Origin of the sequence: Cypionkella sp., from assembly GCF_028290025.1 — a bacterium.
Taxonomy (GTDB): Bacteria; Pseudomonadota; Alphaproteobacteria; order Rhodobacterales; family Rhodobacteraceae; genus Cypionkella.
Map to the genome: position 1 here is coordinate 16,631 of NZ_JAQGKQ010000018.1, position 23,792 is coordinate 40,422.

Annotated in this window: 16 protein-coding genes; 7 read left to right on the plus strand and 9 right to left on the minus strand. The window is 57.1% G+C overall.

Annotated elements, in window-relative coordinates; genetic code table 11:
• Positions 1 to 168: 168 nt before the first annotated feature.
• From JWS10_RS02430 to JWS10_RS02450, 5 genes are all read right to left on the minus strand, one after another.
• The gene (locus tag JWS10_RS02430) at positions 169 to 789 is read right to left on the minus strand and encodes a queuosine precursor transporter (protein ID WP_299504406.1); all 621 of its coding nucleotides are present in this window, start codon (positions 787 to 789) and stop codon (positions 169 to 171) included.
• 97 nt (positions 790 to 886) lie between these two features.
• Entirely contained in the window at positions 887 to 1,783 is an 897-nt protein-coding gene (locus JWS10_RS02435; RefSeq protein ID WP_299504408.1) for an esterase-like activity of phytase family protein, read from the minus strand.
• On the minus strand, positions 1,756 to 2,649 hold the full coding sequence (mepA, locus tag JWS10_RS02440) for a penicillin-insensitive murein endopeptidase (RefSeq protein ID WP_299504411.1): 894 nt from the start codon (positions 2,647 to 2,649) through the stop codon (positions 1,756 to 1,758). The genes JWS10_RS02435 and mepA overlap by 28 nt, the downstream gene beginning before the upstream one ends.
• Entirely contained in the window at positions 2,646 to 4,013 is a 1,368-nt protein-coding gene (locus JWS10_RS02445) for an MFS transporter (RefSeq protein ID WP_299476728.1), read from the minus strand. Before JWS10_RS02445 ends, mepA begins: the two co-directional genes overlap by 4 nt.
• Before the next feature lie 67 nt (positions 4,014 to 4,080).
• Positions 4,081 to 4,614: a thioesterase family protein gene (locus JWS10_RS02450; protein WP_299504414.1), complete on the minus strand. Its 534-nt coding sequence runs from the start codon at positions 4,612 to 4,614 to the stop codon at positions 4,081 to 4,083.
• A 126-nt stretch (positions 4,615 to 4,740) separates the two neighbouring features.
• Here JWS10_RS02450 and JWS10_RS02455 point away from each other — a divergent pair, with 126 nt between their 5' ends.
• Genes JWS10_RS02455 through yaaA form a run of 3 tightly spaced genes read left to right on the plus strand, consistent with a single transcriptional unit; the run spans position 4,741 to position 7,954 of the window.
• Positions 4,741 to 5,028 carry a YggT family protein gene (locus JWS10_RS02455; RefSeq protein WP_299504416.1) on the plus strand — a complete coding sequence of 96 codons (288 nt, stop codon included), beginning with the start codon at positions 4,741 to 4,743 and terminating at the stop codon, positions 5,026 to 5,028.
• A 41-nt stretch (positions 5,029 to 5,069) separates the two neighbouring features.
• Positions 5,070 to 7,115 (plus strand): DNA helicase RecQ, encoded by a 2,046-nt coding sequence (gene recQ, locus JWS10_RS02460; RefSeq protein WP_299504418.1) that lies wholly within the window; start codon positions 5,070 to 5,072, stop codon positions 7,113 to 7,115.
• A 32-nt stretch (positions 7,116 to 7,147) separates the two neighbouring features.
• The gene (yaaA, locus tag JWS10_RS02465; RefSeq protein ID WP_299504419.1) at positions 7,148 to 7,954 is read left to right on the plus strand and encodes a peroxide stress protein YaaA; all 807 of its coding nucleotides are present in this window, start codon (positions 7,148 to 7,150) and stop codon (positions 7,952 to 7,954) included.
• Here yaaA and JWS10_RS02470 read toward each other — a convergent pair.
• Entirely contained in the window at positions 7,951 to 10,494 is a 2,544-nt protein-coding gene (locus JWS10_RS02470; protein WP_299504421.1) for a response regulator, read from the minus strand. The two genes, yaaA and JWS10_RS02470, sit on opposite strands and share 4 nt — an antisense overlap.
• A gap of 234 nt (positions 10,495 to 10,728) precedes the next feature.
• Here JWS10_RS02470 and JWS10_RS02475 point away from each other — a divergent pair, with 234 nt between their 5' ends.
• The 4 genes from JWS10_RS02475 (at position 10,729) to fahA (ending at position 20,719) form a co-directional block, all read left to right on the plus strand.
• Entirely contained in the window at positions 10,729 to 16,113 is a 5,385-nt protein-coding gene (locus JWS10_RS02475) for an alpha-2-macroglobulin family protein (RefSeq protein WP_299504456.1), read from the plus strand.
• Positions 16,110 to 18,152 (plus strand): penicillin-binding protein 1C, encoded by a 2,043-nt coding sequence (pbpC, locus tag JWS10_RS02480; RefSeq protein ID WP_299504424.1) that lies wholly within the window; start codon positions 16,110 to 16,112, stop codon positions 18,150 to 18,152. Before JWS10_RS02475 ends, pbpC begins: the two co-directional genes overlap by 4 nt.
• Before the next feature lie 188 nt (positions 18,153 to 18,340).
• The gene (locus tag JWS10_RS02485) at positions 18,341 to 19,444 is read left to right on the plus strand and encodes a hypothetical protein (protein ID WP_299504426.1); all 1,104 of its coding nucleotides are present in this window, start codon (positions 18,341 to 18,343) and stop codon (positions 19,442 to 19,444) included.
• A gap of 15 nt (positions 19,445 to 19,459) precedes the next feature.
• Complete coding sequence (gene fahA, locus JWS10_RS02490; protein WP_299504429.1) at positions 19,460 to 20,719, plus strand: fumarylacetoacetase; 1,260 nt, start codon at positions 19,460 to 19,462, stop codon at positions 20,717 to 20,719.
• A gap of 11 nt (positions 20,720 to 20,730) precedes the next feature.
• Here fahA and JWS10_RS02495 read toward each other — a convergent pair whose 3' ends face one another.
• From JWS10_RS02495 to serA, 3 genes are all read right to left on the minus strand, one after another.
• On the minus strand, positions 20,731 to 21,294 hold the full coding sequence (locus JWS10_RS02495) for a DUF2585 domain-containing protein (protein WP_299476704.1): 564 nt from the start codon (positions 21,292 to 21,294) through the stop codon (positions 20,731 to 20,733).
• Positions 21,295 to 21,349: 55 nt separating this feature from the next.
• Positions 21,350 to 22,090 carry a metallophosphoesterase gene (locus tag JWS10_RS02500; protein ID WP_299504432.1) on the minus strand — a complete coding sequence of 247 codons (741 nt, stop codon included), beginning with the start codon at positions 22,088 to 22,090 and terminating at the stop codon, positions 21,350 to 21,352.
• A gap of 85 nt (positions 22,091 to 22,175) precedes the next feature.
• Positions 22,176 to 23,771, minus strand: coding sequence for a phosphoglycerate dehydrogenase (gene serA, locus JWS10_RS02505; protein WP_299504435.1), 1,596 nt, complete (start codon positions 23,769 to 23,771; stop codon positions 22,176 to 22,178).
• Positions 23,772 to 23,792 lie beyond the last annotated feature (21 nt).

Here is a 23,792-nt window from a genome sequence, read left to right on the forward strand (position 1 = left end):
TCAAAAGCCCAATCTGAAGTTCGTTCGCTAGAGGGCTGCCCCTAGAAAACACCCCCCATGACTGTCCCGACACCGCTCTCCAATATCACTCTAGACACTGGGTCACCTCCTTTCAAAATGTTGCCGATAAGCAAAAGGTGACACAGATTTTGCGTTTGTCAAAAGGTTTCACGCAATCTTGTTTGCGTATTTTGCGATTGCGACTCTGAACGGCATCAGGGCGATCAAATCGACTGCAAATTTAACGCAAAAGTCGGCCAAACCCAATGATACCCAAAGCGGAACTTCGGGGCCAAACCCCAAAAGCGGCACATGAGCTGCGGCCCAGGATACGTCGTTTCCCGGCTCTAACCAAATGAACGCACTTGAGAATGCCAAAGTGAAGAACAACATGGTGTCAATACTGGAGCCCAGCATTGACGACAGAAACGGTGCGCGCCACCACGCTGTGCGTCGCAGCTTATCAAACAGCGCCACGTCAACAAGCTGGCCGGTCAAAAAGGCGAGACCAGAGCCGATGGCGATGCGCAGGGTCACTAGCGGGCCAAATTCGCCGACGATTTGGGTGCCGATTACCGAGCAGACCAGACCTATGGCGAAGCCTGCATACACAACGCGGCGCGCAGCGGAGGCTCCGTGGAACCTGTTGACAAGTTCGGACACCAAGAAAGCGAAGGGATAGCTGAAGGCACCCCATGTCAGCCATTGGCCGATCGGGTATTGCACCAAAATGTTAGAGGCCACGACGATAATGGCCATGGCGATAACGCCAAGCAGTAGTTTATTCATCTATATGATCCGTTTTTTACAAGGTCGCGGAGACTTGGTTCAGCGTTAGGTGGCCCATTGTGGGACGCGGCCGATTAACGCGCGGCGGGGGCGGCTGTCAATCGGGCAGTTGGTACTCAACGATTTGCATGCGCAGGAAAAATTTGAAATTGTCATCGGACACCATCGTGGCGGTCAGATGCCCCGAGCTGTCGCGCCAGACCGAAACGCCTTCCAGATTGTCGTAAAGCCCGACAGGCGTTTGCAGCAGCGTTTCGCCCTTGTCGAAGCCTTTCGCTCCCAAGGTAAAACGGCGCAAGCGGCTTGAAAATCCGGCGAGTCCGCGAAACTCGCGCTCTAACAAGTAAAACTTTCCGTCTGGGCCGAAATCCGCACCGACCGCCAAATATCCGCCCTCGCGCGATATTTGTAGTCGCTTGTCCCATTTACCAGCCCTGAAACGGTAAACCGGAAAGGATTTGGTGGCTCCACCCGAACGTTCTGGCAATGTGTAAAGTGTCCCCGCCGCATCAATCGCCAGAGCTTCAAGCGCGGAGTTTTTTTGCATAGCTTTAAATTCGCGCGGCGAGCGGATGCTCTGCGCAGCACCGCTTAGCTTGGGGTAATGCAGCACCCGCGCCGGTCCCTCAAATGAGACATAGACTGTGCCATCTGGGGCCAAGGCGATACCCTCACTGTCTGACATTCCCGGCGAAAGCGGTTCGCCGTCCACATCTCTTAAAAGCTGGACGGGATTTGTCTTAACTGAGGCGATGCGGCCAGTGTCGTCGCGGACAATGCGGGCTGTCGTAAAAGCGCCACGATCCGACAGCGCAATGATATCTTGGCCGTTCTCAGCCACTTCTATTCCCGAAAAGCCACCGAAATTGGCATCGTTCATCGTCCAACGAAACGCGCTTAAAAATCCCAGCGGTGAAGTTGGGCTGGCACTGCCTTCCAAGCCGGCAATCAGCACCAGACCTGCCACTACGGCGACGAAAGCACGTCTACGCATTGGCTTGGCAAATCGGCCATCGTGAACTCACGCGGGCGTTTCTTGTATGGTTGTGGCTTGACGGGTTTGGTTGGCTTGACCGTTTTTGGATGCAGGTAAGCATCGGACACCCACCAGTCCAAGGTCTCATCACAACCGGCGCCGCCATTAGAAAGCTCGGACACTGTCGGCTTTTGGGTGTCACAAAGCCGCGCGCCTTTTGGACATTTCAACCGAATGTGAAAATGATCCTCATGGCCAGCTTCAGGCCGAATATGTTGCAGCCATTTCTTGTCAGCTCTAGTCGCGGTTTTGCAAAGCTCCAGCTTGATCGCGGCGGCCACAAAAATGCGATCCACCCGAGGATCAGAGGCGGCGAGCTTGAGGAAAGTCGCGTAAGAACGGTCCCAGTTGTCATTAACCCGCAACTGGTCGTTGGTGCGAATTGAAATCGAACTGATACTCTCGCGCTGTTTGACGGTCAGGCCCAGACTCTTTGGCTTCAATGTCCAAACATCAACGTCCAGCCCGATCTGGTGGCTGGCGTGACCACTGGTCATCGGCCCACCGCGCGGCTGGCCCATGTCACCGATGTAAATGCCCCGCCAACCGGCCTGATTGGCATAGCCCGCCAAATCTTGCAGGTAAGACACCAACACCGGATGGCCAAAGTTGCGGTGCCGAGAAAGCCGCATCACTTGCCAGTTCGGTCCATTTTCAGGCATTGCGACCAACCCAGCCGCACAGCCACGCGAATAGCTACCAATCGGCATTGGCGCTTGCTGGCTTGGTGCATCAGCGGCCCCAAACAGTTTGTTCGCGAGCTTCTCGGCATGGGCGGGAAGCGGCAACAACAGTGCCAAACAAATAATAAGTTTACGGATCATGCCTGTTCGCCTTTGGGATTGACCCAGACTAACAGAATAAGCCCGATCAGGAAGACTAGGATTACGGGCGAAATTCCGATGCGCGCAGATCCGCTGTAGAACGAAACCAACGCAATTAGAAATGGAGTGATGAAACTAGCGACCTTGCCGGAAAGAGCAAACAAACCAAATGCCTCCGTTGCCCGATCTGGCGTGGTGTGGCGCAGAAGCATCGTACGCGAAGCGGCCTGCAATGGCCCACCAGCCGCGCCAATCAATCCTCCGCAGATGTAGAAAATGATGTCGGGAGTGGTCGAGGCAGGGTCCATCGCTATACCCCACAGGCTTTCTCGGGTCATCCCAACGATCACTATGCAGACCAGCATCAAAATCACGATAGACCAGCCGATCACGAATCGCGGGCCAAACTGACGGTCCAACCGCCCGCCAACCCACGAAGCGACCATTGCGGTTACACCGCCGAGAATGCCGAAAACCCCAATCTGTGTGATTGACCAGTCCAGCACGTTTGAAGCATAAACTCCGCCGAAGCCATAAAGTGCATTTAACGCATCACGGTAGGCCAAAGATGAGCCCAGATACGCGCTTAGACTTTTCCGGAAGCGAAGGCCCTTGAGCAGTTCGACAAGACTGCGAAGTGCTGCACCTATATGCAGTCGCCCGGCAGGCATTTTCGGCTCTTTCACCCAGAGAAAAAACGGAATCATAAACACAAGATACCAGACGGCCGTCACTGGCCCAACCATCCTAGTGCCCTCGCGTGCCTCTGAGTCTAGCCCGAAGATCGGGTCAATTCCGATTAGGGTTTTGCCAGTGGTGGCGTTTTCGGCGAACAACACGAGCATAAGGATCAGTGCTACCAAGCCGCCAAGATAGCCAAATGCAAAACCCGAGCCCGATATTTCGCCAATATCATCGTGGTCGGTTAGGGTTGGCATCAGCGCATTGGTGAAAATGGTGGTAAACTCCATCCCGATGAAGCCTAGGCCAAAGAACGCGACAGCCCAAGCGAGGGTGCTTGCCTCGCCTCCTGGCACCACCCACCACAACGCATAGGCTCCGACGACATAGAACATCGAGAATACCCAGACCCACACCAATCGCCGCCCGGTTCCGTCGGCAACAGCGCCCAGGACGGGAGCCAAAATCGCAACGATAACCGACGCAATTGTAAGGCCAAACCCCCAATAGGCTTGGGCCGCAGCCTTTGCGGCTTCCTCTTCCATACCGGCACCCATATAGTAACCACGCGCAACTTCCGCGAAATACGGGCCAAATATGAAGGTGAGCAACAAGGTGTTGTATGGCTGGCTGGCCCAATCGTAGAACCACCAGCCCCATATGCGCTGTCGTGCCGTTGCCATGCCCTGCCCTTTATTTTGGTTTTCCGCATTGAAGCCTGAAAAAACGTCGCCGTGCAAGCGCGGTGCTTTAGGCTCGCTGTGGCGGCCACGGCCGCATCGCATCGGCTGTGATCCAAGCCGTGATCCAACTCGGCATGGCCGGGCTTTGCACTGGATGGCCTAGCGCCGCGATCACCTCGGCAGGCATGACCATTCCTGCCTTCGAGATGAAAGCATACCGCAACAGCATATGGCTGGTGCATTCGTCGCCGCGCCAGAAACTTTGCTCGATATAGCCAAAGCGATCATCCCAACCGACCACACGGCTAACCTGTGTCAGCTTTTCAAAGACCGTCACCCGCTTGCGATACCGCGTGGTGTTGCCCGCAACTGTGATGCCCCAGCCGTTTGCTCTAGCGACCTTCTCAAACCCCATCCGCACTGACATTGGAACCCGCCCCAGATCGAACAGAGTAAGTGTGCGGCCGTTGTTCAACTCGCGCCATGGGTCGAGATCCCACGGCCAGATGCGATGGCTGCTGATATGTGGATCAAACAGGCCCAAAGCTGGAGCACGGCGAAATTTCCACAACTCTTTCGCCAGTCGAATATAGGGATACATCAGGCACCCCTGCAGCCTGATTTGCCCGTTGTCTGGCATATCGTCAACCAAAACGCTGCGGAAAGCATTGCCCTTTTGGGGGTAGGGCGTTACCTCTGCCACAATCTCTTGTGGTTGGAGCCGCCGATGACCTCTGTGTTGCAGATAATGCTAATGATCCTCGACATCGCAAAATGGATCGTTCTGGCCCATATCATAATGAGTTGGTTGATAAATTTCCAGGTGCTGAACCTGCGCCAACCGATCGTGGCGCAGATCTGGCTGGGGCTGAACCGCTTGCTGGAGCCCGTTTATAGCCGCGTCCGGTCGGTGCTGCCGAACACGCCGGGGCTAGATCTGGCACCGCTGATCGTGCTGCTGCTGATCTATGGCCTGCGCATCGTAGTCTATAACAATATGTACAGCTTCTCCTGATCGAAAAGCCTGCCAGCGCCAGTTTGGCGCGTAGAAAGCCCATGTCCGCACCGCAAGATCTTTTGCATTCGATTTTCGGCTTCCCCGGTTTTCGCCCCGGGCAGGAGGAAATTGTCGATGCGGTGATGGCGGGTCGCAATACGCTTGCAATTATGCCGACGGGTGGCGGAAAATCCTTGTGCTTTCAGTTGCCAGCGCTGTGTCGCGACGGCGTGACGGTGGTGATCTCACCTCTGATAGCGCTGATGCGCGATCAGGTCCGGAGTCTGAAAGAGGCCGGAGTCGAGGCTGGTGCGTTAACCTCCGGCAACACAGAGGAGCAGACCGAAGAAGTTTTTGCGGCGCTGGATGCGGGACGTCTGAAACTGCTCTACATGGCCCCCGAACGGCTGGCGTCTTCGGCGACTCTGCCCCTTTTGCGGCGCATAAACTGCACTATGATCGCAGTGGATGAAGCGCACTGCGTGAGCCAATGGGGTCACGATTTCCGGCCAGATTACCTGCGGATCGGCGAACTGCGCAAAGCTTTGAACGTGCCTTTAGCAGCGTTTACGGCGACGGCGGATGAAGAAACCCGCGCCGAAATCGTCACTCGGCTGTTTGACGGCAAAGCCCCCGACAGCTTTCTGCGCGGCTTCGATCGCCCCAACATTCATCTCGCGTTTGCCATAAAAGACAGCCCGCGCGATCAGATTTTGCGGTTCGCGGGCGCGCGGCGCGGGCAGTCCGGCATTGTGTATTGCGCGACGCGGGCGAAAACCGAAACACTTGCGCAGGCTTTGAAAGCCGAGGCCCATTCCACCTGTTTTTATCACGGTGGAATGGATGCCGAAGAGCGCCGTCGTGTCGAGATTCGGTTTCAACAGGAAGACGGGCTGATCGTCGTTGCCACGGTTGCCTTTGGGATGGGTATCGACAAGCCGGATATTCGTTGGGTCGCGCATGCCGATTTGCCGAAAACCATTGAGGGGTATTATCAAGAAATCGGTCGTGCGGGTCGCGATAGCGCGCCTGCCGAAACCATGACGCTTTACGGTCCCGAGGATATTCGGCTGCGCCGCACCCAGATTGACGAAGGAGCGGCCCCGCCTGATCGTAAAGCTGCAGACCACGGGCGGCTGAACGCGTTGTTGGGTCTGGCCGAGGCGATGGCCTGTAGACGTCAGGTTCTGCTGGGCTATTTCGGCGAAGCGTCCGAGCCATGCGGCAACTGTGATTTGTGCCAACGCCCAGCTCAGTTGTTCGATGCGACCGACGCAGTGCGCAAAGCATTGTCCGCAATGCTGCGCACCGGTGAATGGTTCGGGGCCGGCCATCTGATTGATATCCTTACCGGAAACTCTACGCCGAAAGTGCGTGAAAAAGGCCATGACCAACTGCCGACCTTTGCCGTGGGGCGCGATTTGTCAAAACCTGCTTGGGGTGCGGTATTCCGTCAGATGATGGGCCGAGATCTGGTGCGTCCCGACCCGGATCGTTTCGGAGCGTTGCGGATGACAGATGCCGCACGGCCTATTCTGCGAGGCGAGGCGTCGATTACTCTGCGCAAAGACACAATCGACAAAGCCGTGCCGCGTGTCGCTATCAAAACTCAGGTCTCCGAAGAAGATGCCAGCCTGCTTTCCGCTCTGAAAGCCAAGCGTCGGGCCTTAGCCGAAGCTGCGGGCGTCCCCGCCTATGTGATTTTTGCCGATAAGACCTTGATTGAAATGGCCGAAATCCGCCCTGACACGCTTGACGCCATGATGGGCATCACTGGGGTTGGCGCGAAAAAGCTGGAAAGCTACGGGGCGGCATTTTTGCAGATTATCACTGGGGTTAAGGCGACGACGATTCATCCGGCGCGTCGGGCCTTGGTGGGTCGCGATGCAGGCGCTGTTTATGATCGGTTGAACCAAGTGCAAGTGACGCTTGCGCGCGGCGATGACGGCATCGGCAAGCACCTGTCTTGCACGCAATCGACGCTGCGCCATATTGCCGAACGGCGACCCTCTAGCTTGGCTGAATTAGCCAAAATACAAGGCATGGGTGATCAGAAGACTGACCGTTTCGGAGCGGCGTTCCTCGAGGTCTTGCGTGAAGGCTAAAGCCGCTATGTCTCGCTGTGAAGGAGCCCGCTATGCTGACCGTAATTTCCCCGGCAAAACGCCTGAACGAAACAGCGCACCACGCTGAAGGATTCACCCCAACGGTGCCAGAATTCACCGCCGATGCGCTGCGTCTCGCACAGACCGCGCGCGAGCTTAGTGCGCATGATCTCTGTGCGCTGATGGATATCTCCCCCGCTTTGGGACAGCTGAACTTTGAGCGATTCAAGGCATATCGAGCCGGTGCTAGTGGACAGCCTGCTGCTTTCACCTTTGACGGTGACACTTACGTCGGTCTTGAAGCACGGCAGATGGACGCCGATACGCTGTATTGGGCGCAGGGACATTTGCGGATATTGTCAGGATTATACGGGCTTCTGCGTCCGCTGGATGCGATACAGCCGTATCGGTTGGAAATGGGCAGCAAGCTCGTAAATAAGAAGGGCCCGGATTTATACAGCTATTGGGGCAGCAAAATTGCCCGCTCGCTGAACGCTTTGGCCGCCGAACAAGAGGCAAAGATTTTGGTCAACTGCGCCTCGGCGGAGTATTTCCGCGCAGTTGATCTGAAGACGCTAAAGCTGCGTGTGGTCACGCCGGTGTTTTTGGAAGAACGCGACGGTGACGCAAAGGTTGTCAGCTTTTGGTCAAAGAAAGCCCGCGGCGCGATGGCACGATTCATTTGCCAGCATCACTTGACTGACCCCGCGGATTTGCGAGGCTTTGATATGTACGGCTATCAATTCAATGCCGCACAGTCTGATTTGGCACAGTCTCATTTGGCACAATCCGCACCTGAGCGGCTGGTCTTCTCGCGCCAAGTCGCAGCCGCAGCTTAAGCCGCCTGTTCAGCAGCACAGATTGGCCGCACGAAACTCGGGCAATAAATTAGCAGCGTTTCCGTGATCGCACCCTTACGCAGCGATTTCGTCATATAGCGGTCGATGCCGGAAGCGAGGATGCCCTCGGCATCGCCATCCACCGCATGTGCCGTCAAGGCCACCATCGGCACATGAGTTTTCCCACCTTCCAAGGCGCGAATGGCCCTTGCCGCGTCACGTCCATCCATTTCGGGCATCGAGATATCCATAAAGATCAAATCTGGTTTAAAGCTTTCGAACAGCGCCACGGCCTCAACCCCATTTGCGGCAAAGACTAGTTCTATATCCAGATCACGAACCATTTTCTGGAATACCAATTGATTGGTGCGATTGTCCTCAGCGGTCAAAACGCGCATTTGCCGTCTGTGCCCATCCGAAGCAGTGTCAACAATCGGTGCCGGTTCAAGCACCGGGACAGCCAGCGACTGCAGCCGTCGGTAAAGATCAGCACGCAGCAGCGGTTTTTGCAAAGTAGCTGCCAAATGCTCGGCCCCGTGATGTTCCCTAGCTTGGGCAGGATTTGAAGACAGTAGCAAAATCGGGGTGTCCACGCCCTTGGCGCGAATACGGGCCGCCAAGGTCAGGCCATTCATCTCAGGCATTTCATGATCGGTTATGATGGCGTCAAAGGTGGTTGTCTCTAGCGCAAGAAGCGCCTCTGCCCCCGACCGACATAGCGTAACGGTGATGCCACATGGCACCAACTGCCGTTCGAGAATGGTGCGGTTGATGAACTGATCATCGACGACGAGAACATGCTTTACCGCATTGGGCAGACGCGGTTCTTCAGAATCTTCGGCATCTGGCAATGCAATGCGGAAACCGAAAGAGGCGCCCTTACCCAGTTCGCTATCGACCCAAATCTCTCCCCGCATACGCTCAACCAGTCTTTTGGTGATCGCGAGCCCAAGACCGGTGCCCTCGAACTTGCGATTTGACTGACTTTCCACCTGATTAAACTCGCCAAAAATATGCGCTAGGTTTCCTGGCGCGATGCCAATGCCGGTGTCTTCCACGGTGATATGCAGATCGTGGCTGCCAGCGTTGCCTTCAAGCCCAACAACGCGGACAAGCACATGGCCGCTGTCGGTGAACTTTACCGCATTGCCGATCAGATTGGTCAGAACTTGCCGCAAACGACCCGGATCGCCGATGAACCGCGTCGGCAGGAACATGTCGAAATCAATCATCAAATCCAGCCCTTTCTGCCGCGCCGAAGGCTGCAGCAGCATGGCAATCTCGTGGATCGTACGTTCGAGATCGAAAGGTTCGGGATGCAACGTCAGCCGTTCCGCCTCAATCTTAGAGAAATCGAGGATATCATTTATGATCACCAGCAACGCCTCGCCAGATGAGCGGATGGTTTCCGCAAACAGCCGCTGTTCTTCGGACAGTGAGGTGTCACATAGCAGTTCCGCCATGCCGACCACCCCGTTCATCGGCGTGCGAATTTCATGGCTCATGTTGGCGAGGAAGGCTGATTTCGCACGACTTGCGGCTTCAGCTGCGATGCGCGCAGCCTCCAGCGCAACCTGCTGTTCTTTCAAATGCGTAATATCCATGCGCAATCCGACGCGACCGCCATCCGGTGTGACGTGATCTTGCGCCCTGATCCAGCGACCGTCAGACAGCTGCTGCTCAACCGGACCGCCCGGGTTGCGATGCTGAAACAATCGCTCGGACAGCCACTGAGCTTCTCTGCCTTTGGCGTCGATTTGCTGGCCATGCGCCAAGCCGTAACGCAGAATCTCCTCAAATTTTGCTCCCGCGACAATCGCAGGCGCCGAAGTCGCATAAATGTCGCGGTAGCGTTGATTGCAGGCCAAAAGTCGTTCCTCTCTGTCAAAAAGCACGAATCCATCGGGAATAGCCTCTATGGCGGCCCAAATTCGCATTTGTTCGGTGATATCAAGCGCAAGACTGACCATGTCGCCATCGCGCGCGCGCTGATCAACCAAGCGCACCCAAGTGCCATTCTTGAATTGAACGGTGACGGGGTCGATTATATCTTCGTCCCAACGCGCCAGCATGTCGGCAACCCAAACGTCAGCGGTGCGATCGCCGCGTTCGATGTTTTCACCCTCGGCGGCGATGCACAACAGATCAACATAGGCCAGCCCGGGCGCGATTTCGGGGTCGCTGAAGGTTGAAAGATAAGCGGCATTTGCGGTGATAAGCTGTTGGTTACCATCAAACACCGCAAAGCCGTCTTTGATGGTGTTGATGCTGTCCCAAAGCCTCCGCTCTGCCATAACGGCGACGGTATGCGCGCGATCCAGTTCTTGCACAAATCGCGATTGCTCGCCCTTTAATTGCTCAGCCTCGGTCAACGCGGTTTTCACCACTTGGCGCTGAGCGACTATCTCGTCAGACAGCGCACGCGCGTGCAGACCAAGCTTCGCATTTGCCGCAAAAAGCTCTCGGCTTTTGTGTTCAAGCAGACGTTCGGCTGCAAGCCGTGCCCGCCGTTCTTTTGCAAGCCTTTCCGCAAAATCCATACCAGTCCCGTTCACATCCTGCGCGGTAGCGCCGAGTCGTTACTCAATCTGGCGCAACAAAGTGAATCGCAGATTAATATGACGCGTCTCGTTGTCGGGATCAGAAACCTTGCCAACCCGGCGGTGCGCATGCGACAGTTGACGTTCTGATTTCAGGAGGATTTTCCCGCGATGCATTTTGATTTGGGTCGTGCCTTTACGGGTGCGTTTGCAGCTTTATTTATTTTCTCGGCGATGCCGGTGACGGCGCAGGATCTGATCCCTGTCAAACGCCTGGTTCTTAGCGAAAACACCGACATGCCGGGTGGCGATATAGCGTCGATTTTCGATACCACCTTGGACGCCTGCCAACGCGCTTGCGTAACCAACACGCTGTGCAAAGCTTTTACGTTCAACACCCGAAATGGCTCTTGCTTTCCGAAATCGAAAATTGGTGAGGCGGCGGCATTTGACGGTGCTTATTCCGGCTATGTGATTGACGCTGACAAAGCGGCAGAGGATCGCGCCAAGGCTCGCCGTGTCGAACTTAACTTCGTGCAAGACTGGGAGCTTAGCGGGATAACCGAGCAAGCCGCTCAGTTGGCCAATACCCACACCACAAATGGCTACTCGGCAGAAGATCACCTAAAGGCCGCGGCTGATGCAGAGGCAAAAGGCGATGTGGCGTTGGCGAGCAATTACGCCGGTGCCGCGCTTAATCTGACCGATTCTGCGGATGGTTGGGCCGAATATGCACGGCTGCTGTTTGCCGCTGGCGAAGCTTCCTCCGATAATCAGCGCGGCTTTTTTGACCGTTCTTATTACGCGTCAGTCAACGCTTACCTGCGCGCAGACAACAAGCCACAACAGCATACAATTCTGCTGACGATGGGCAACACGCTCGAGAAAATCGACCGCGGTCGTGACAAGGTGCAAGCCTTGCGTTTGGCGCAGGCGCTACAGCCGCGCGACGATACTGCTTTGGCCTTGGATGATGCGATCGGCAAATACGGCTTCCGCATTGTTGACAACGTGGTGCAGACCGATACCGCTCGTCCGCGTATCTGCGTGAATTTTTCCGAGAATTTGGCGAAATCTGGCGTTGATTATGCCAGCTATGTGCAACTTGCCGATGCCGGTCTGACCGTCACCACTGACGGCTGGCAGCAGCTCTGCGTCGAGGGCGTGACCTTCGGATCGCGCAATTCCATCACCTTCCGTGAGGGGCTTCAAGCCGCGGATGGCCAGAGCTTGGCGAAATCCATCGACATCACGGCTTATGTGCGTGACCGCAATCCCGGCGTGCGATTCCCCGGTCGCGGCTACGTGCTGCCCCGCACCGGTGCTGCCTCCATCCCGGTTGAGACCGTCAATACCGCGAAGCTGGATCTTTCGCTGTATCACGTCACTGACCGTAACCTTCTGCGCTCGTTGCAAAGTGGCTATTTCGGCACGCCGATGGCTGACTATCAAGAGTATGATTTTTCCAGTCAAATCGGCTCGGAAATCTGGACGGGCACAGGGTCTGTTAAGCAAGACATCAACGTCGATGTCACCACGCGCCTGCCGTTGGATGAGGCGCTGAAAGACCAGCCTCCAGGCGTCTATGCTCTGCGTGCGGCAGTTCCCGGCGTTGATCCATATGTGGTTCCGGCGGGGTGGCAATGGTTTGTCGTGTCCGACCTAGGTCTGACCACGATGTCGGGCGTTGATGGCTTGCACGTATTTGTCCGCAGCCTTGGTACGGCAGCGGCTGAAAATGGTGTGACCGTTGATTTGCTGTCGACCACAAACGAAGTTTTGGCATCGGTGAAAACTGACGCGCAGGGCTATGCAAAGTTCGACGCCGCACTGGCTTTGGGCACCGGCGGGCAAGCGCCTGCAATGATTGTGGCACATGATGCTGCAGACTTGGCTTTCCTGTCGCTGACCGATCCTGAATTTGACCTGTCTGATCGCGGCGTGGCCGGGCGTGAAGCGTCGCCTCCGGTTGATGTGTTCCTGACCACCGATCGCGGTGCCTATCGCGCCGGTGAGACGATCTACGCCACCGCCCTTAGCCGCGATGCCGAAACGACGGCGATTGAGGGCTTGCCGCTGACGGCAATTTTGAAGCGCCCGGATGGCGTTGAATACTCCCGTGCGCAAATGAATGACGCGGGTGCGGGTGGTCACGTATTCGCTATGCCAATCGGTGGCAACGCTCCGCGCGGCGTCTGGACGCTGGAGGTTTACGCTGATCTGGAAGCCGCAGCTTTGACCACGCAAACCGTTCTGGTGGAAGACTTCTTACCAGAACGTATCGACTTCACCTTGGCGTTGGCAGATCAACCGATCCGTCTCGGCGACGTGCCGCAAGTAACGGTCGATGCGAAATACCTGTTCGGCGCGCCCGGTGCTGACTTGGCGATTGAGGGCGAAGTTCTGCTGCGCGCAGCCAAGGAACTTGAGGCTTGGCCGGGTTATGTCTTCGGACGCTACGACGCGCCGTTTGACGCGCAACTTTCGTCTTTCGGCGATATCCGCACCGATGCGGATGGCAAAGCCATCGTGGATTTGTCGCTTCCCGAGGTCGAAGACCCCGGTCGCCCGCTGGAAATGCGCGCCACTGTCCGCGTCGCGGAAGGTTCGGGCCGTCCGGTTGAACGTCGGATCGACAAACTGCTGGCACCGTCGTGTGACTTGATAGGTATCAAGCCGCTGTTTGACGACGTGGTGCCTGAAGGCGCTGAGGCAGCTTTCAGCCTGGTCGGCATCAACGCCGAGTCCAAAGCCGCGCCGATGAAGGTCAAATGGACCATCACGCGGATTGAGATAAATTACCAATGGTATCAGAACAATAGCTCGTGGAATTGGGAGCCCGTAACCAGCCGTACCAAGGTTGCCGAAGGTACCGCTGATTTGGGTGCAGAGCCACAGAAAATCTCTGCCGCCGTGCAATGGGGTGAGTATGAAGTGCTGGTAGAACGCACCGATGGCGCGCCAGCGGCAAGTTCAACCAGCTTTTATGCAGGCTGGTATGCGCCTGCTGACGCCACAGATTCCCCCGATACGCTAGAACTTTCGCTAGACAAACCGGCTTACAAATCTGGTGATACCGCCACGTTGCGCATCGTTCCGCGTGCGGCAGGCACAGCTTTGATCACCGTGCTATCGAACCGCTTGGTGTCGATGCAGGCGGTTGAGGTGACGGAAGGTGAAAACATCATTCCGCTGACCGTCACTGATGAGTGGGGCGCGGGTGTGTATGTCACCGCTTCGGTGCTGCGTCCGATGGATGTGGCGGCGGGCCGCAACCCGGCTCGGGCGTTGGGGCTGACCCATGCCAGCATTGACCCCGGTAAGCGTGCGCTGAAAGCAACGGTGGAGACAGCGGCCGAAGCGAACCCTCGTGGACCCCTTGAAGTGGCAGTAAAAGTTGAAGGCGTTGAGGCTGGCGATACCGCTTATGTTACCATCGCCGCCGTGGATCAGGGCATTCTGAACCTGACCGGCTTTCAACCGCCAAACCCACAAGACCACTACTTCGGCCAGCGCAAGCTCGGCGTCGCCATTCGTGACATTTATGGTCGTCTGATTGACGGCATGAATGGCGCTGAAGGTACGGTCCGCTCGGGTGGCGATGCGGGGGCGCAAGCACGCCTGCAAGCGCCGCCTCCGACAGAGGAACTGGTCGCCTATTTCACCGGTCCGGTTCAAGTTGACAAAGACGGTTACGCGCGCACCTCGTTCACGCTGCCTTCGTTCAACGGCACCGTCAAAGTGATGGCGGTGGCGTGGTCGAAGAAAGGTGTCGGCCAAGCCAACGCTGACGTTCTGGTACGTGATCCAGTGGTGGTCACGGCCTCGCTGCCGCGTTTCCTGCAACCGGGTGACACATCGCGTGTGCTGCTGGAAATTGTCCACGCCACTGGGCCGTCGGGCCGTATGTCGTTGGACGTGTCCACGTCGGGGCTGAAACTTGGTGACGTGCCTTCTGGTTTTGATCTTGGTGACAAAGCCAAAGCCACCTTCGCCGTCCCGGTGACCGCAGGCGCTGTAGGCAATCAAACGATTGAAGTTGCTTTAACCACGCCAGACGGCAAGGTTTTGAAAAAAACCTTGACCGTACCCGTGCAAATCAACGATCCGGCTGTGGTGCGGGTGTCGCGTCTTGACCTGAAGAAGGGCCAAGAATTCACCTTCGACTCGAACGCCTTCACTGGGCTGATCCCCGGCTCGGGCAAAGCGACTATGGCCGTCGGCCCGATCGCTCGCTTGAACGCTCCGGGCGTGCTGGCTGCCTTGGATGCTTACCCCTACGGCTGCACCGAGCAAATTACTTCAAAGGCGCTACCGCTGCTGTATTTCGACCAAGTTGCCGCTGCGATGGATCTTCCCGGAGCAGACAATATCAAACTGCGCGTCGAGCAGGCAGTTGAGGAAGTGTTGACCAACCAATCCTCCAACGGCTCTTTCGGCCTGTGGGGACCGATCGAGAATGGCGGCGATTTCTGGCTGGATGCCTTCGTGACCGACTTCCTCAGCCGAGCGAAAGCCCGCGGTTATGCGGTGCCAGATCAGGCTTTCCGCAACGCTTTGGATAACCTGCGCAACCAAGTGAACTACCAAGCCGACTTCGATAGCGGCGGTGAAGCGTTGGCTTACGCGCTGATGGTTCTGGCCCGTGAAGGTGCTGCGGCCATTGGCGACCTGCGCTATTACGCAGATGTGAAGGGCGATGCGTTCAGCACTCCGGCAGCAATGGCGCAACTTGGCGCGGCTTTGGCCAGTTATGGCGATCAACCCCGCGCTGATGCAATGTTCCGTCGGGCTGGTGTTGCGCTGGCAGCTTTGAAAGGTCCAGAGAAAGAGCAGATTTTCCGCGCCGATTACGGCACCAACTACCGCGATGCAGCGGTGGTTTTGGCCTTGGCCGCAGAATCAGGTTCAAAAGCAGTCGATCAAGAAGTGCTGATTTCGCGCATCTCGACCACCTCGACTCTCTCGACGCAGGAAGCCTCTTGGGCGCTATTGGCCGCGAACGCGCTGATTGATCGTAAGGGAGCCGATGGCATTCTGATCGACGGCGCGCCCGCTTCCGGCCCGCTGGTGAAGGTGCTGGATGCAGTAAATACCGCGCCGGTGGTGGTCAAAAATACCAGTGACAGTGATACAACCCTTACCGTCACCACTTATGGTGTGCCATCCGAGCCTGAACCTGCGGGCGGCAGCGGCTACGCCATCGTGCGGAACTATTACACCATGGATGGCACCGCGACGACTTTAGAAGGGTTGAAAGTCGGGACGCGCCTGATCACCGTGCTGGAAGTGACTCCGTTCGGGCGGGGTGAGGCTCGGCTGATGGTCAATGACCCGTTGCCTGCTGGGTTTGAAATCGACAATCCCAACCTGATGTCGTCCGGGGCAGAAGCCTTGTCCGAACTTAATCTTGAAACCGAAGTTGCGCATAGCGAGTTCCGGCAGGACCGTTTCTTGACGGCGATTGACCGTTATAGCAATGAAACCTTCCGGCTGGCCTACATCGTTCGCGCTATCTCGCCCGGTACGTTCCATCAGCCTGCCGCGTCGGTTGAGGATATGTATCGGCCCGACCTAACTGGCCGGACCGACGCAGGCACGGTCACAATTTCTGAGTGATGGGCGCGAAGTTTCTCTTTGTATTGGCGGCGAGCCTTGGGCTCGCCGCCTTATCTAATGACAAGATTAGTCAATGGGTTGATGCTACTGTCTTGCCGCCTTTGCAGGTGGAAACCTCTGTCGAGGTGCTTGACCGCAATGGCGCATTGCTGCGCGCCTATACGGTGGCAGACGGCCGCTGGCGGATGGATCTGGCGCTTTCGGATGTGGATCCGGGTTATATCGCCGCATTGTTAGCCTATGAAGACAAACGGTTTTTTCGACATGACGGCGTTGATATACAAGCCTTGCTGCGGGCGGTTTTGCAAGCGGCTTGGAATGGCCACATCGTTTCCGGCGGCTCAACCCTGACGATGCAGGTAGCGCGGTTGTTGGAGGAAGGTACGACCGGGCAAATTGACGGCAAACTTCGGCAGATGCGGGTGGCGCTCGCGCTAGAGCGGCGGCTGTCGAAACAAGAAATTCTTTTGCTTTATCTGCACCTTGCGCCTTACGGCGGCAATCTGGAAGGTATTCGGGCGGCGGCGCTTTCATATTTCGGCAAAGAACCTTTGCGACTTACTCCGGCTGAAGCGGCGTTGTTGGTGGCCATTCCGCAAAGCCCCGAGACGCGCAGGCCGGATCGTTCGGTCGAACGCGCGACGGACGCTAGGGATAGGGTTTTGGCTCGAGCTTTGCGCGATGGGTTGATTGACGATGAACAAATGAAAGCGGCGCGGACAGAGGTGGTTCCTTCGGTCAGACGCCCGTTTCCCGCGCTGGCTCCGCATATATCGGATCGGATTGTTGCGGAAGAACAGGGACTTAAGCGGCATCAACTGACGCTGGACAAGACCTTGCAGACCAAATTGGAGCGGTTGGCTTCCGATGTGGTGGCGAGTCGAGGTGATCGGCTGCAAGTGGCGATTGTGGTGGCGGATCATGCCTCGGGCGAGGTGCTGGCATCGGTCGGGTCTGCGGCGTTCAAGGCGGATCGCAGGGCCGGATTTGTTGATATGACGCGGGCAATCAGAAGCCCCGGATCGACGCTTAAGCCATTGATATATGGGCTCGCATTCGACGAAGGATTGGCCCATCCCGAGACTTTGATAGACGATAAACCGACGGATTTTAACGGTTACAAGCCGCAGAATTTTGACCGGCAGTTTCGCGGCACCATTCGCATCCGAGAAGCTTTGCAAGAGTCTTTGAACATTCCGGTGGTGGCGCTGACGGATGCGCTTGGGCCCGCTAAGCTGTTGGCAGCACTCGATAAAGCAGGTGTGAAATATGACCTTCCCGGGGGTCAGCCGGGGTTGGCGATTTCCTTGGGCGGTATAGGGGTCAGCCTAGAGGATATGGTGCAACTTTACGCCGCTATTGCAAGGGGTGGCGTCGGACTGCCTCTAACGCACCATATGCAGGGGCAGCGCGACGAAGGGCAACGTGTGTTGTCGGCCTCGGCGGCGTGGCAGGTTGGCGATATTCTGGCGGGGTTGGCACCGCCACCGGGAGCGCCTGAAAATCGGCTGGCTTACAAGACTGGCACCAGCTACGGCCACCGCGATGCTTGGGCGATTGGCTTTGATGGTCGTAACGTCATTGGCGTTTGGATGGGCCGCCCGGATGGTACGCCAGTGCCCGGGGCGTTTGGGGCGGACTTGGCGGCGCCGGTTTTGTTTCAGGCGTTTGCGCGGTTGAAGCCTGATCTGGACCCTCAGCCAGAGGCTCCGCCTGCTACCCTATTGGTTTCAAACGCAGAACTGCCGCAACCCTTGCGCAAATTCCGTAACAGAAACGCGGCTTTCATGCCCGAAAAGGATGCGCCAGCGGTGGCATTTCCCCCGGATGGTGCGGAAGTAGAGATGCTGCCGGAGGGGCTTCTGGTGCGGGTTTCCGGGGGTAAAGCACCCTATACTTGGTTGGCCAATGGCGTGCCTGTAGCAATTTCATTAGGGTCGCGGGAGACGATGTTAAGCAGTTTAGGCCGTGGATTTATCACGCTTTCAGTGATCGACGCGATGGGTAGATCGGCGAGAGCTAAGGTGCGATTGCGGTAAGTGTTAATCAAAGCTTACTGACCCATAAAGCGGCCATATTCCGTATGGAAAGCGGCCATATAAATTTCCGCATCAAGTCATCGTCAAACTGAGTCCAACCGTCGCCAATATGCGCCGTTTCGCAACCGCCTGCGGTTGACAGTGACGTGCGGGCAGTGGACACCGAGCGCGGCAATCCGGAGAGTATTTTGCGTGACATGATCAAGACCAACGCGGCGCTACTCGTGATCAGCATTGCGACGTTTATTCTTATGGGGGCAGGCACCGCGCTGTATGGTCCGGCGCTGCCGGTGTTTGCGCGCGGCTTTGGGATCAGCATCGGTACGGCGGGGCTGTTGATTTCGGCACATTGGATCGGCTGCGCGCTTGGCGTGGCGGCGATGTTTTTTGTCGGTCCGCGCGCCACTCCGCGCTTGGTGGTCGGCGCGATGAGCCTCGGCGTGGGGTTGATGGCGCTGGCGTTCAGCTGGTGGATGACCGTGCTCGGCGCTGTGCTGTTTGGTGCGGGTTACGGCTGTGCGACCGCGTTGTTCAACCCGCGCATGTTGCGCGCGTTTGGGCTGCGCGGTCCGGCAATGCTTAGCCTGCTGAACGCGACGTTTGGCCTTGGTGCGATTGGAGCGCCGCTGGTGTTCGTGCTGCTCGGCAATAGTCCGGTGCTGTCCTACACAGTTTGCGCAGTGATTGGCGTGGTGATTACGATTTGCGCCGGGCCTGCTGGGCGCGCTGAAACAGCAGCGATTCACACCGCAACCGCACCGTTTCGCCTGCATCTTCCGATCCTGATCTTTGGCGCTGTGGCTATCAGTGTTGAGGCTTGTTTGACTGGGCTTGGCCCCACCGCCTTGATCAACGCGGGCTTGTCCGAGACCGCCGCCGCCCAACTGTTATCGGCATTCTTCTTGGCGTTCCTCGCGGCGCGGGTTTGCTTGATGTTCGCAGCGCAATTGCTGCCAGCATTTACGTTTTTCACGCTATCTCTGTTCGGCGCATGCGCATCAGCCTTGATCGCGGCGATGTGGTTGCCCGGCATCGGATTTATCGGCTTGGGATTCTTTGCCGGCATGTTTTTCCCCACCGAATATGTTACCGCCACCCGCAAAATGGGCGATCATTCTTATGTCGCACCAAGCATCATCGCTGCGGGTTTGGTTGGCGGCGTGTCGGCTCCGCTGCTAATGTCGCCGTTTCTTGAGGCTATGGGTCAGCGCGGTTTTTTCTGGGTGATCGTTTGCGTCACTGGCCTGCTCAGCTTGGGTGCGTTGGTTAATCTGCGGGCAATGAACCGCTAAGAGGGACTGTAAGCTGTGAAACTGATGAAATCTTGGGTCGAAAGCGCCAACACTGCTGCCACTGATTTTCCGCTCAACAATTTGCCTTGCGGGGTGTTTTCGGTGGGGGATGAGCCGGGGCGCTGTGGCGTGGCGATTGGTGATTTCATACTCGATATCAGCGCGCTAGAGGCCGAAGGCTTGCTGAAACTGGCGGATCAACCGCTGTTCGAGGGGCCGTTCTGGAATGAATTGATGGAGGCTGGTCCTATGGTTTGGGCCGAGTTTCGCAAGCAGGTCACCGCGATGCTGGTCGAAGGTGCCAGCAAGCGTTGGGTGGTTGAGGATCATTTGGTGCCGATGGCCGATGTGGTGTTGCACCTACCGTTCATTGTCGCCGAATACACCGATTTCTACTCGGGTCGTCACCATGCCAGCAACGTCGGCACGATATCGCAGGGCGTAGATGATGCGCTGCCGCGGAACTGGCTGCATATGCCGATTGGGTATAACGGCCGCGCCTCGACTGTGGTGATTTCCGGCACGGAGGTGCGTCGCCCGTGGGGTCAGATTAAGGGCTCGAAGTTTGACACGCCGGTTTTCGCGCCATCGCGGCGGTTCGATATGGAGTTGGAGATTGGCGCGATTGTCGGGCAGGCATCGACGCATGGCCAGCCGGTCACGGTTGCCGAAGCCGATGCGATGATCTTTGGTTTCGTGTTGCTAAACGATTGGTCTGCAAGAGATATTCAGGGCTGGGAACAACAACCGCTCGGGCCATTTCAGGGCAAGGCAACGGCGACCAGCTTAAGCGCATGGATCGTGATGAAGGCGGCGTTGGAGCCGTTCCGGGTTGCGACGCCCCCTCGCGAGGTTGCGCTCTTGCCTTATTTGGTCGAGCCGGGGCCAATGCTTTACAACATCGGGCTTGAGGTTGGTTTGACGCCTGAAGGCGGCGCGGAAACTGTGGTCAGCCGGACGAATTATGCTGAGATGTATTATTCGGCAGCGCAGTTGTTGGCGCATCACACCAGCAGCGGCTGCGCGATGAATGTCGGCGATCTGCTGGGGTCTGGGACGATTTCCGGGGCGGCGCAGGACAGTCGCGGCAGTCTGTTAGAACTGTCTTGGGGCGGCAAAGAGCCGTTTGCGATTGCGGGCGGAGTGCGTAGTTTCATTGAGGATAACGATACGCTAACTTTGCGCGGTGCGGCTTTGGGAGATGGCTGTCGGATTGGTTTTGGTGCGTGCTCAGGCAAGGTTATCGCGGCTTTGGTGGACCCTTACGCGCGCTAACACGTTGAAGCCTAGTGACCCAAGGCGGCTTGCCAATCGCGCACGCTGTCCAGCGGATACAACAGCATCAGGATATTCAGCGCCAGACCGTCACGGATCAGGATAATGGTCAGCGTCTCAAACCCGACGATCAGCGCGAGGCTGGCCCAGATTGGCAACCGCCGCGCCAACCAGAAGCCGACCGCCATTGCCAGCATATCGCTGACCGAGTTGATCACGGAGTCGCCAAAGTAATCGAGCGAGATTGTCACTGCCCGGTAGCGTTCGATGATGAAGCTGGAGTTTTCCAGCAGCTCCCACCCGGCTTCGATCAGCATGGCAATCAGCAGACGCCAACCGACGCCCAGACGCCGCAGGATCAACCACGTCGCTGCATAAAACAGGATGCCGTGCAGAAGGTGAGAGGGGGTATACCAGTCGGTGAGGTGTTGCGAGTTCTCGGATGAAAACACCACACCGTGCCAAAGTTTCACATAACCGCATTTGCAGATCAGGATGCGACCGTTCATCCATTCGAGCCAAGCGGCGACCGCAACGACAAGGAAGGTCAGGATGTAGGGTAAACGGCTGTTCATGCGTGCTATCAAGCACGCGCCATGAAATCCGTCTAGTATGGAAATCCGCCGGATTTTAAGGACGCGCACTTGGCAAAATAGGTTCACGCCTTGAACCGAGCAGGTTGAACACCTCGCGCCCCTCCAGAACCACCGCCGTCAACGGGCCGCCATAGGCCGCGCTGGAGTCGATATTGACGCGGTTGCCGTAATTCGTCGGCGCGTCCAAGGCGGTGTGGCCATGCACGATCAGGTCGCCGAAATCGCGGGTATCCTCAAGAAAGCCTTTGCGGATCCAAACCAGATCATCCTCAGTTTGCTGTTCAATCCGGATGCCGGGGCGGATGCCTGCGTGGACGAACGTCACTTCGCCGCGTTGGTAATAAATCGGACGGGCTTCGAGGAATGTGAGATGGGCTTCGGGAACGGCCGCCACAGCCTCTGCATGGACCGGGGCAAGCGGGCGGTCGGCTGCGTTTTTCACACCGTAAGACGCCAATGTTGCTACGCCACCTATTTTGGGATGCAGATAGCCATAATCCCGGCGCAGACAGGGGTCGTGGTAATTAATGTCGCGGATGTAGTTTGAGAACATCCGGTCGTGATTGCCTTTCAGCACCACCCAATCTTGCCCAGCCTCGATGCCCGCGCGCAGATATTCGATCACCCCACGGCTGTCGGGGCCGCGATCAACCAGATCACCCACATGCACGATCGGGGCGGCACCATGCTTGGCCTGATCGGCGGCGATCCACGCGTGAACCTCTCGCAGCAGCTCAATGTGGCCGTGGATATCGCCGATGGCATAGGTTCTCATACGCACCTCTTAAAGCAAAGGCCGGGGGCTTTACGCCCCCGACCTCTGCTGGATATTTGTGGCAAAGCCAAAGCGCAAGTCAGCTTTATGCCACTTCGAATTGCAGAGCTTTCACCTGCTGGAACATGCCGGTCGATTCCAGCGTGTCGATCACCTTCGGGTCAATCGCTTGATCCAGATAGAGAATGGCGATGGCTTCTTGCCCGACGCCCGCGCGACCAAGCGTAAAGTTGGCGATGTTGACACCGTTTTTGCCCATCGTCATGCCAAGCAAACCGATAATCCCCGGCACGTCGTCGTTGGTGGTGTACAGCATATGCGCGCCGATTTCGGCGTCAATGTTGATGCCTTTGATTTGAATGAAGCGCGGTTTGCCATCGCTGAAGCAGGTGCCAGCCACCGAACGCTCACGCGTGTCCGTCACCATCGTCACCTTGATATAGGCGTCAAACACACCGGTCTTATCTTGGCGCGTGGTGGAGATTTGGATGCCCTTATCTTTAGCGACAACCGGCGCCGAGACGAGGTTTACATCAGGGTTTTGGGTTTTCAGAACACCCGCGATCACTGCAGAGTTCAGCGCCGCGAGGTTCATCCCCGCAACCGTGCCATCATAAAGGATATTGATCGCCTTGATCGGCTCCTCGGTCATCTGGCCGATGAAGGCACCCAAATGCGACGCGAGTTTGATCCATGGCCCCATCACGGCGGCTTCTTCAGCTGTCACGTTCGGCATGTTCAAAGCGTTCTGCACAGCGCCGGTCAGCAGATAATCCGACATTTGTTCAGCCACTTGCAAGGCGACGTTCTCTTGCGCCTCGGTTGTGGCTGCGCCCAGATGCGGGGTGCAAACCACGTTCGGCATGTTGAACAGCGGATTCTCGGAGGCCGGTTCAGTCTCAAACACATCCAGCGCGGCACCAGCGACTTGGCCGGATTTCAGCGCCTCAACCAAGGCCGCTTCGTCAATCAGACCGCCGCGCGCGCAGTTGATGATACGGACGCCCTTTTTGGTTTTGGCGAGGTTTTCCGCCGAGAGGATGTTGCGGGTTTTATCGGTCAACGGCACATGCAGGGTGATGAAATCGGCGCGGTGCAGCAGTTCATCGAGTTCAACTTTCGTCACACCAAGCGTCTTGGCGCGCTCATCCGACAGGAAGGGATCGTAGGCGACAACCTTCATATGCAGGCCGACAGCGCGGTTGCAGACGATGCCGCCGATGTTGCCCGCACCGATCACGCCGAGGGTTTTGTTGAACAACTCCACCCCCATGAAGCGGGATTTCTCCCATTTACCGGCATGTGTGCTGGCGTTGGCTTCGGGCAGTTGACGAGCGACGGCGAACATCATTGCGATGGCATGTTCGGCGGTGGTGATAGAGTTGCCAAACGGCGTGTTCATCACGATCACGCCTTTTTTCGACGCGGCAGGAATATCGACGTTATCGACACCAATGCCCGCGCGACCGACCACTTTCAGGTTGGTGGCTAGGCTAAGCAGCTTGTCGGTGACCTTGGTGGCCGAGCGAATGGCAAGGCCATCATATTGATGGATAATCGCCGCGAGGGCGTCTTTATCTTTGCCCAGCTTGGGCATGTAATCAACTTCGATCCCGCGGTCGCGGAAGATTTGCACAGCGGTTTCGGAGAGTTCGTCAGATACGAGTACGCGGGGGGCCATGTGAATGTCCTATGATTATAA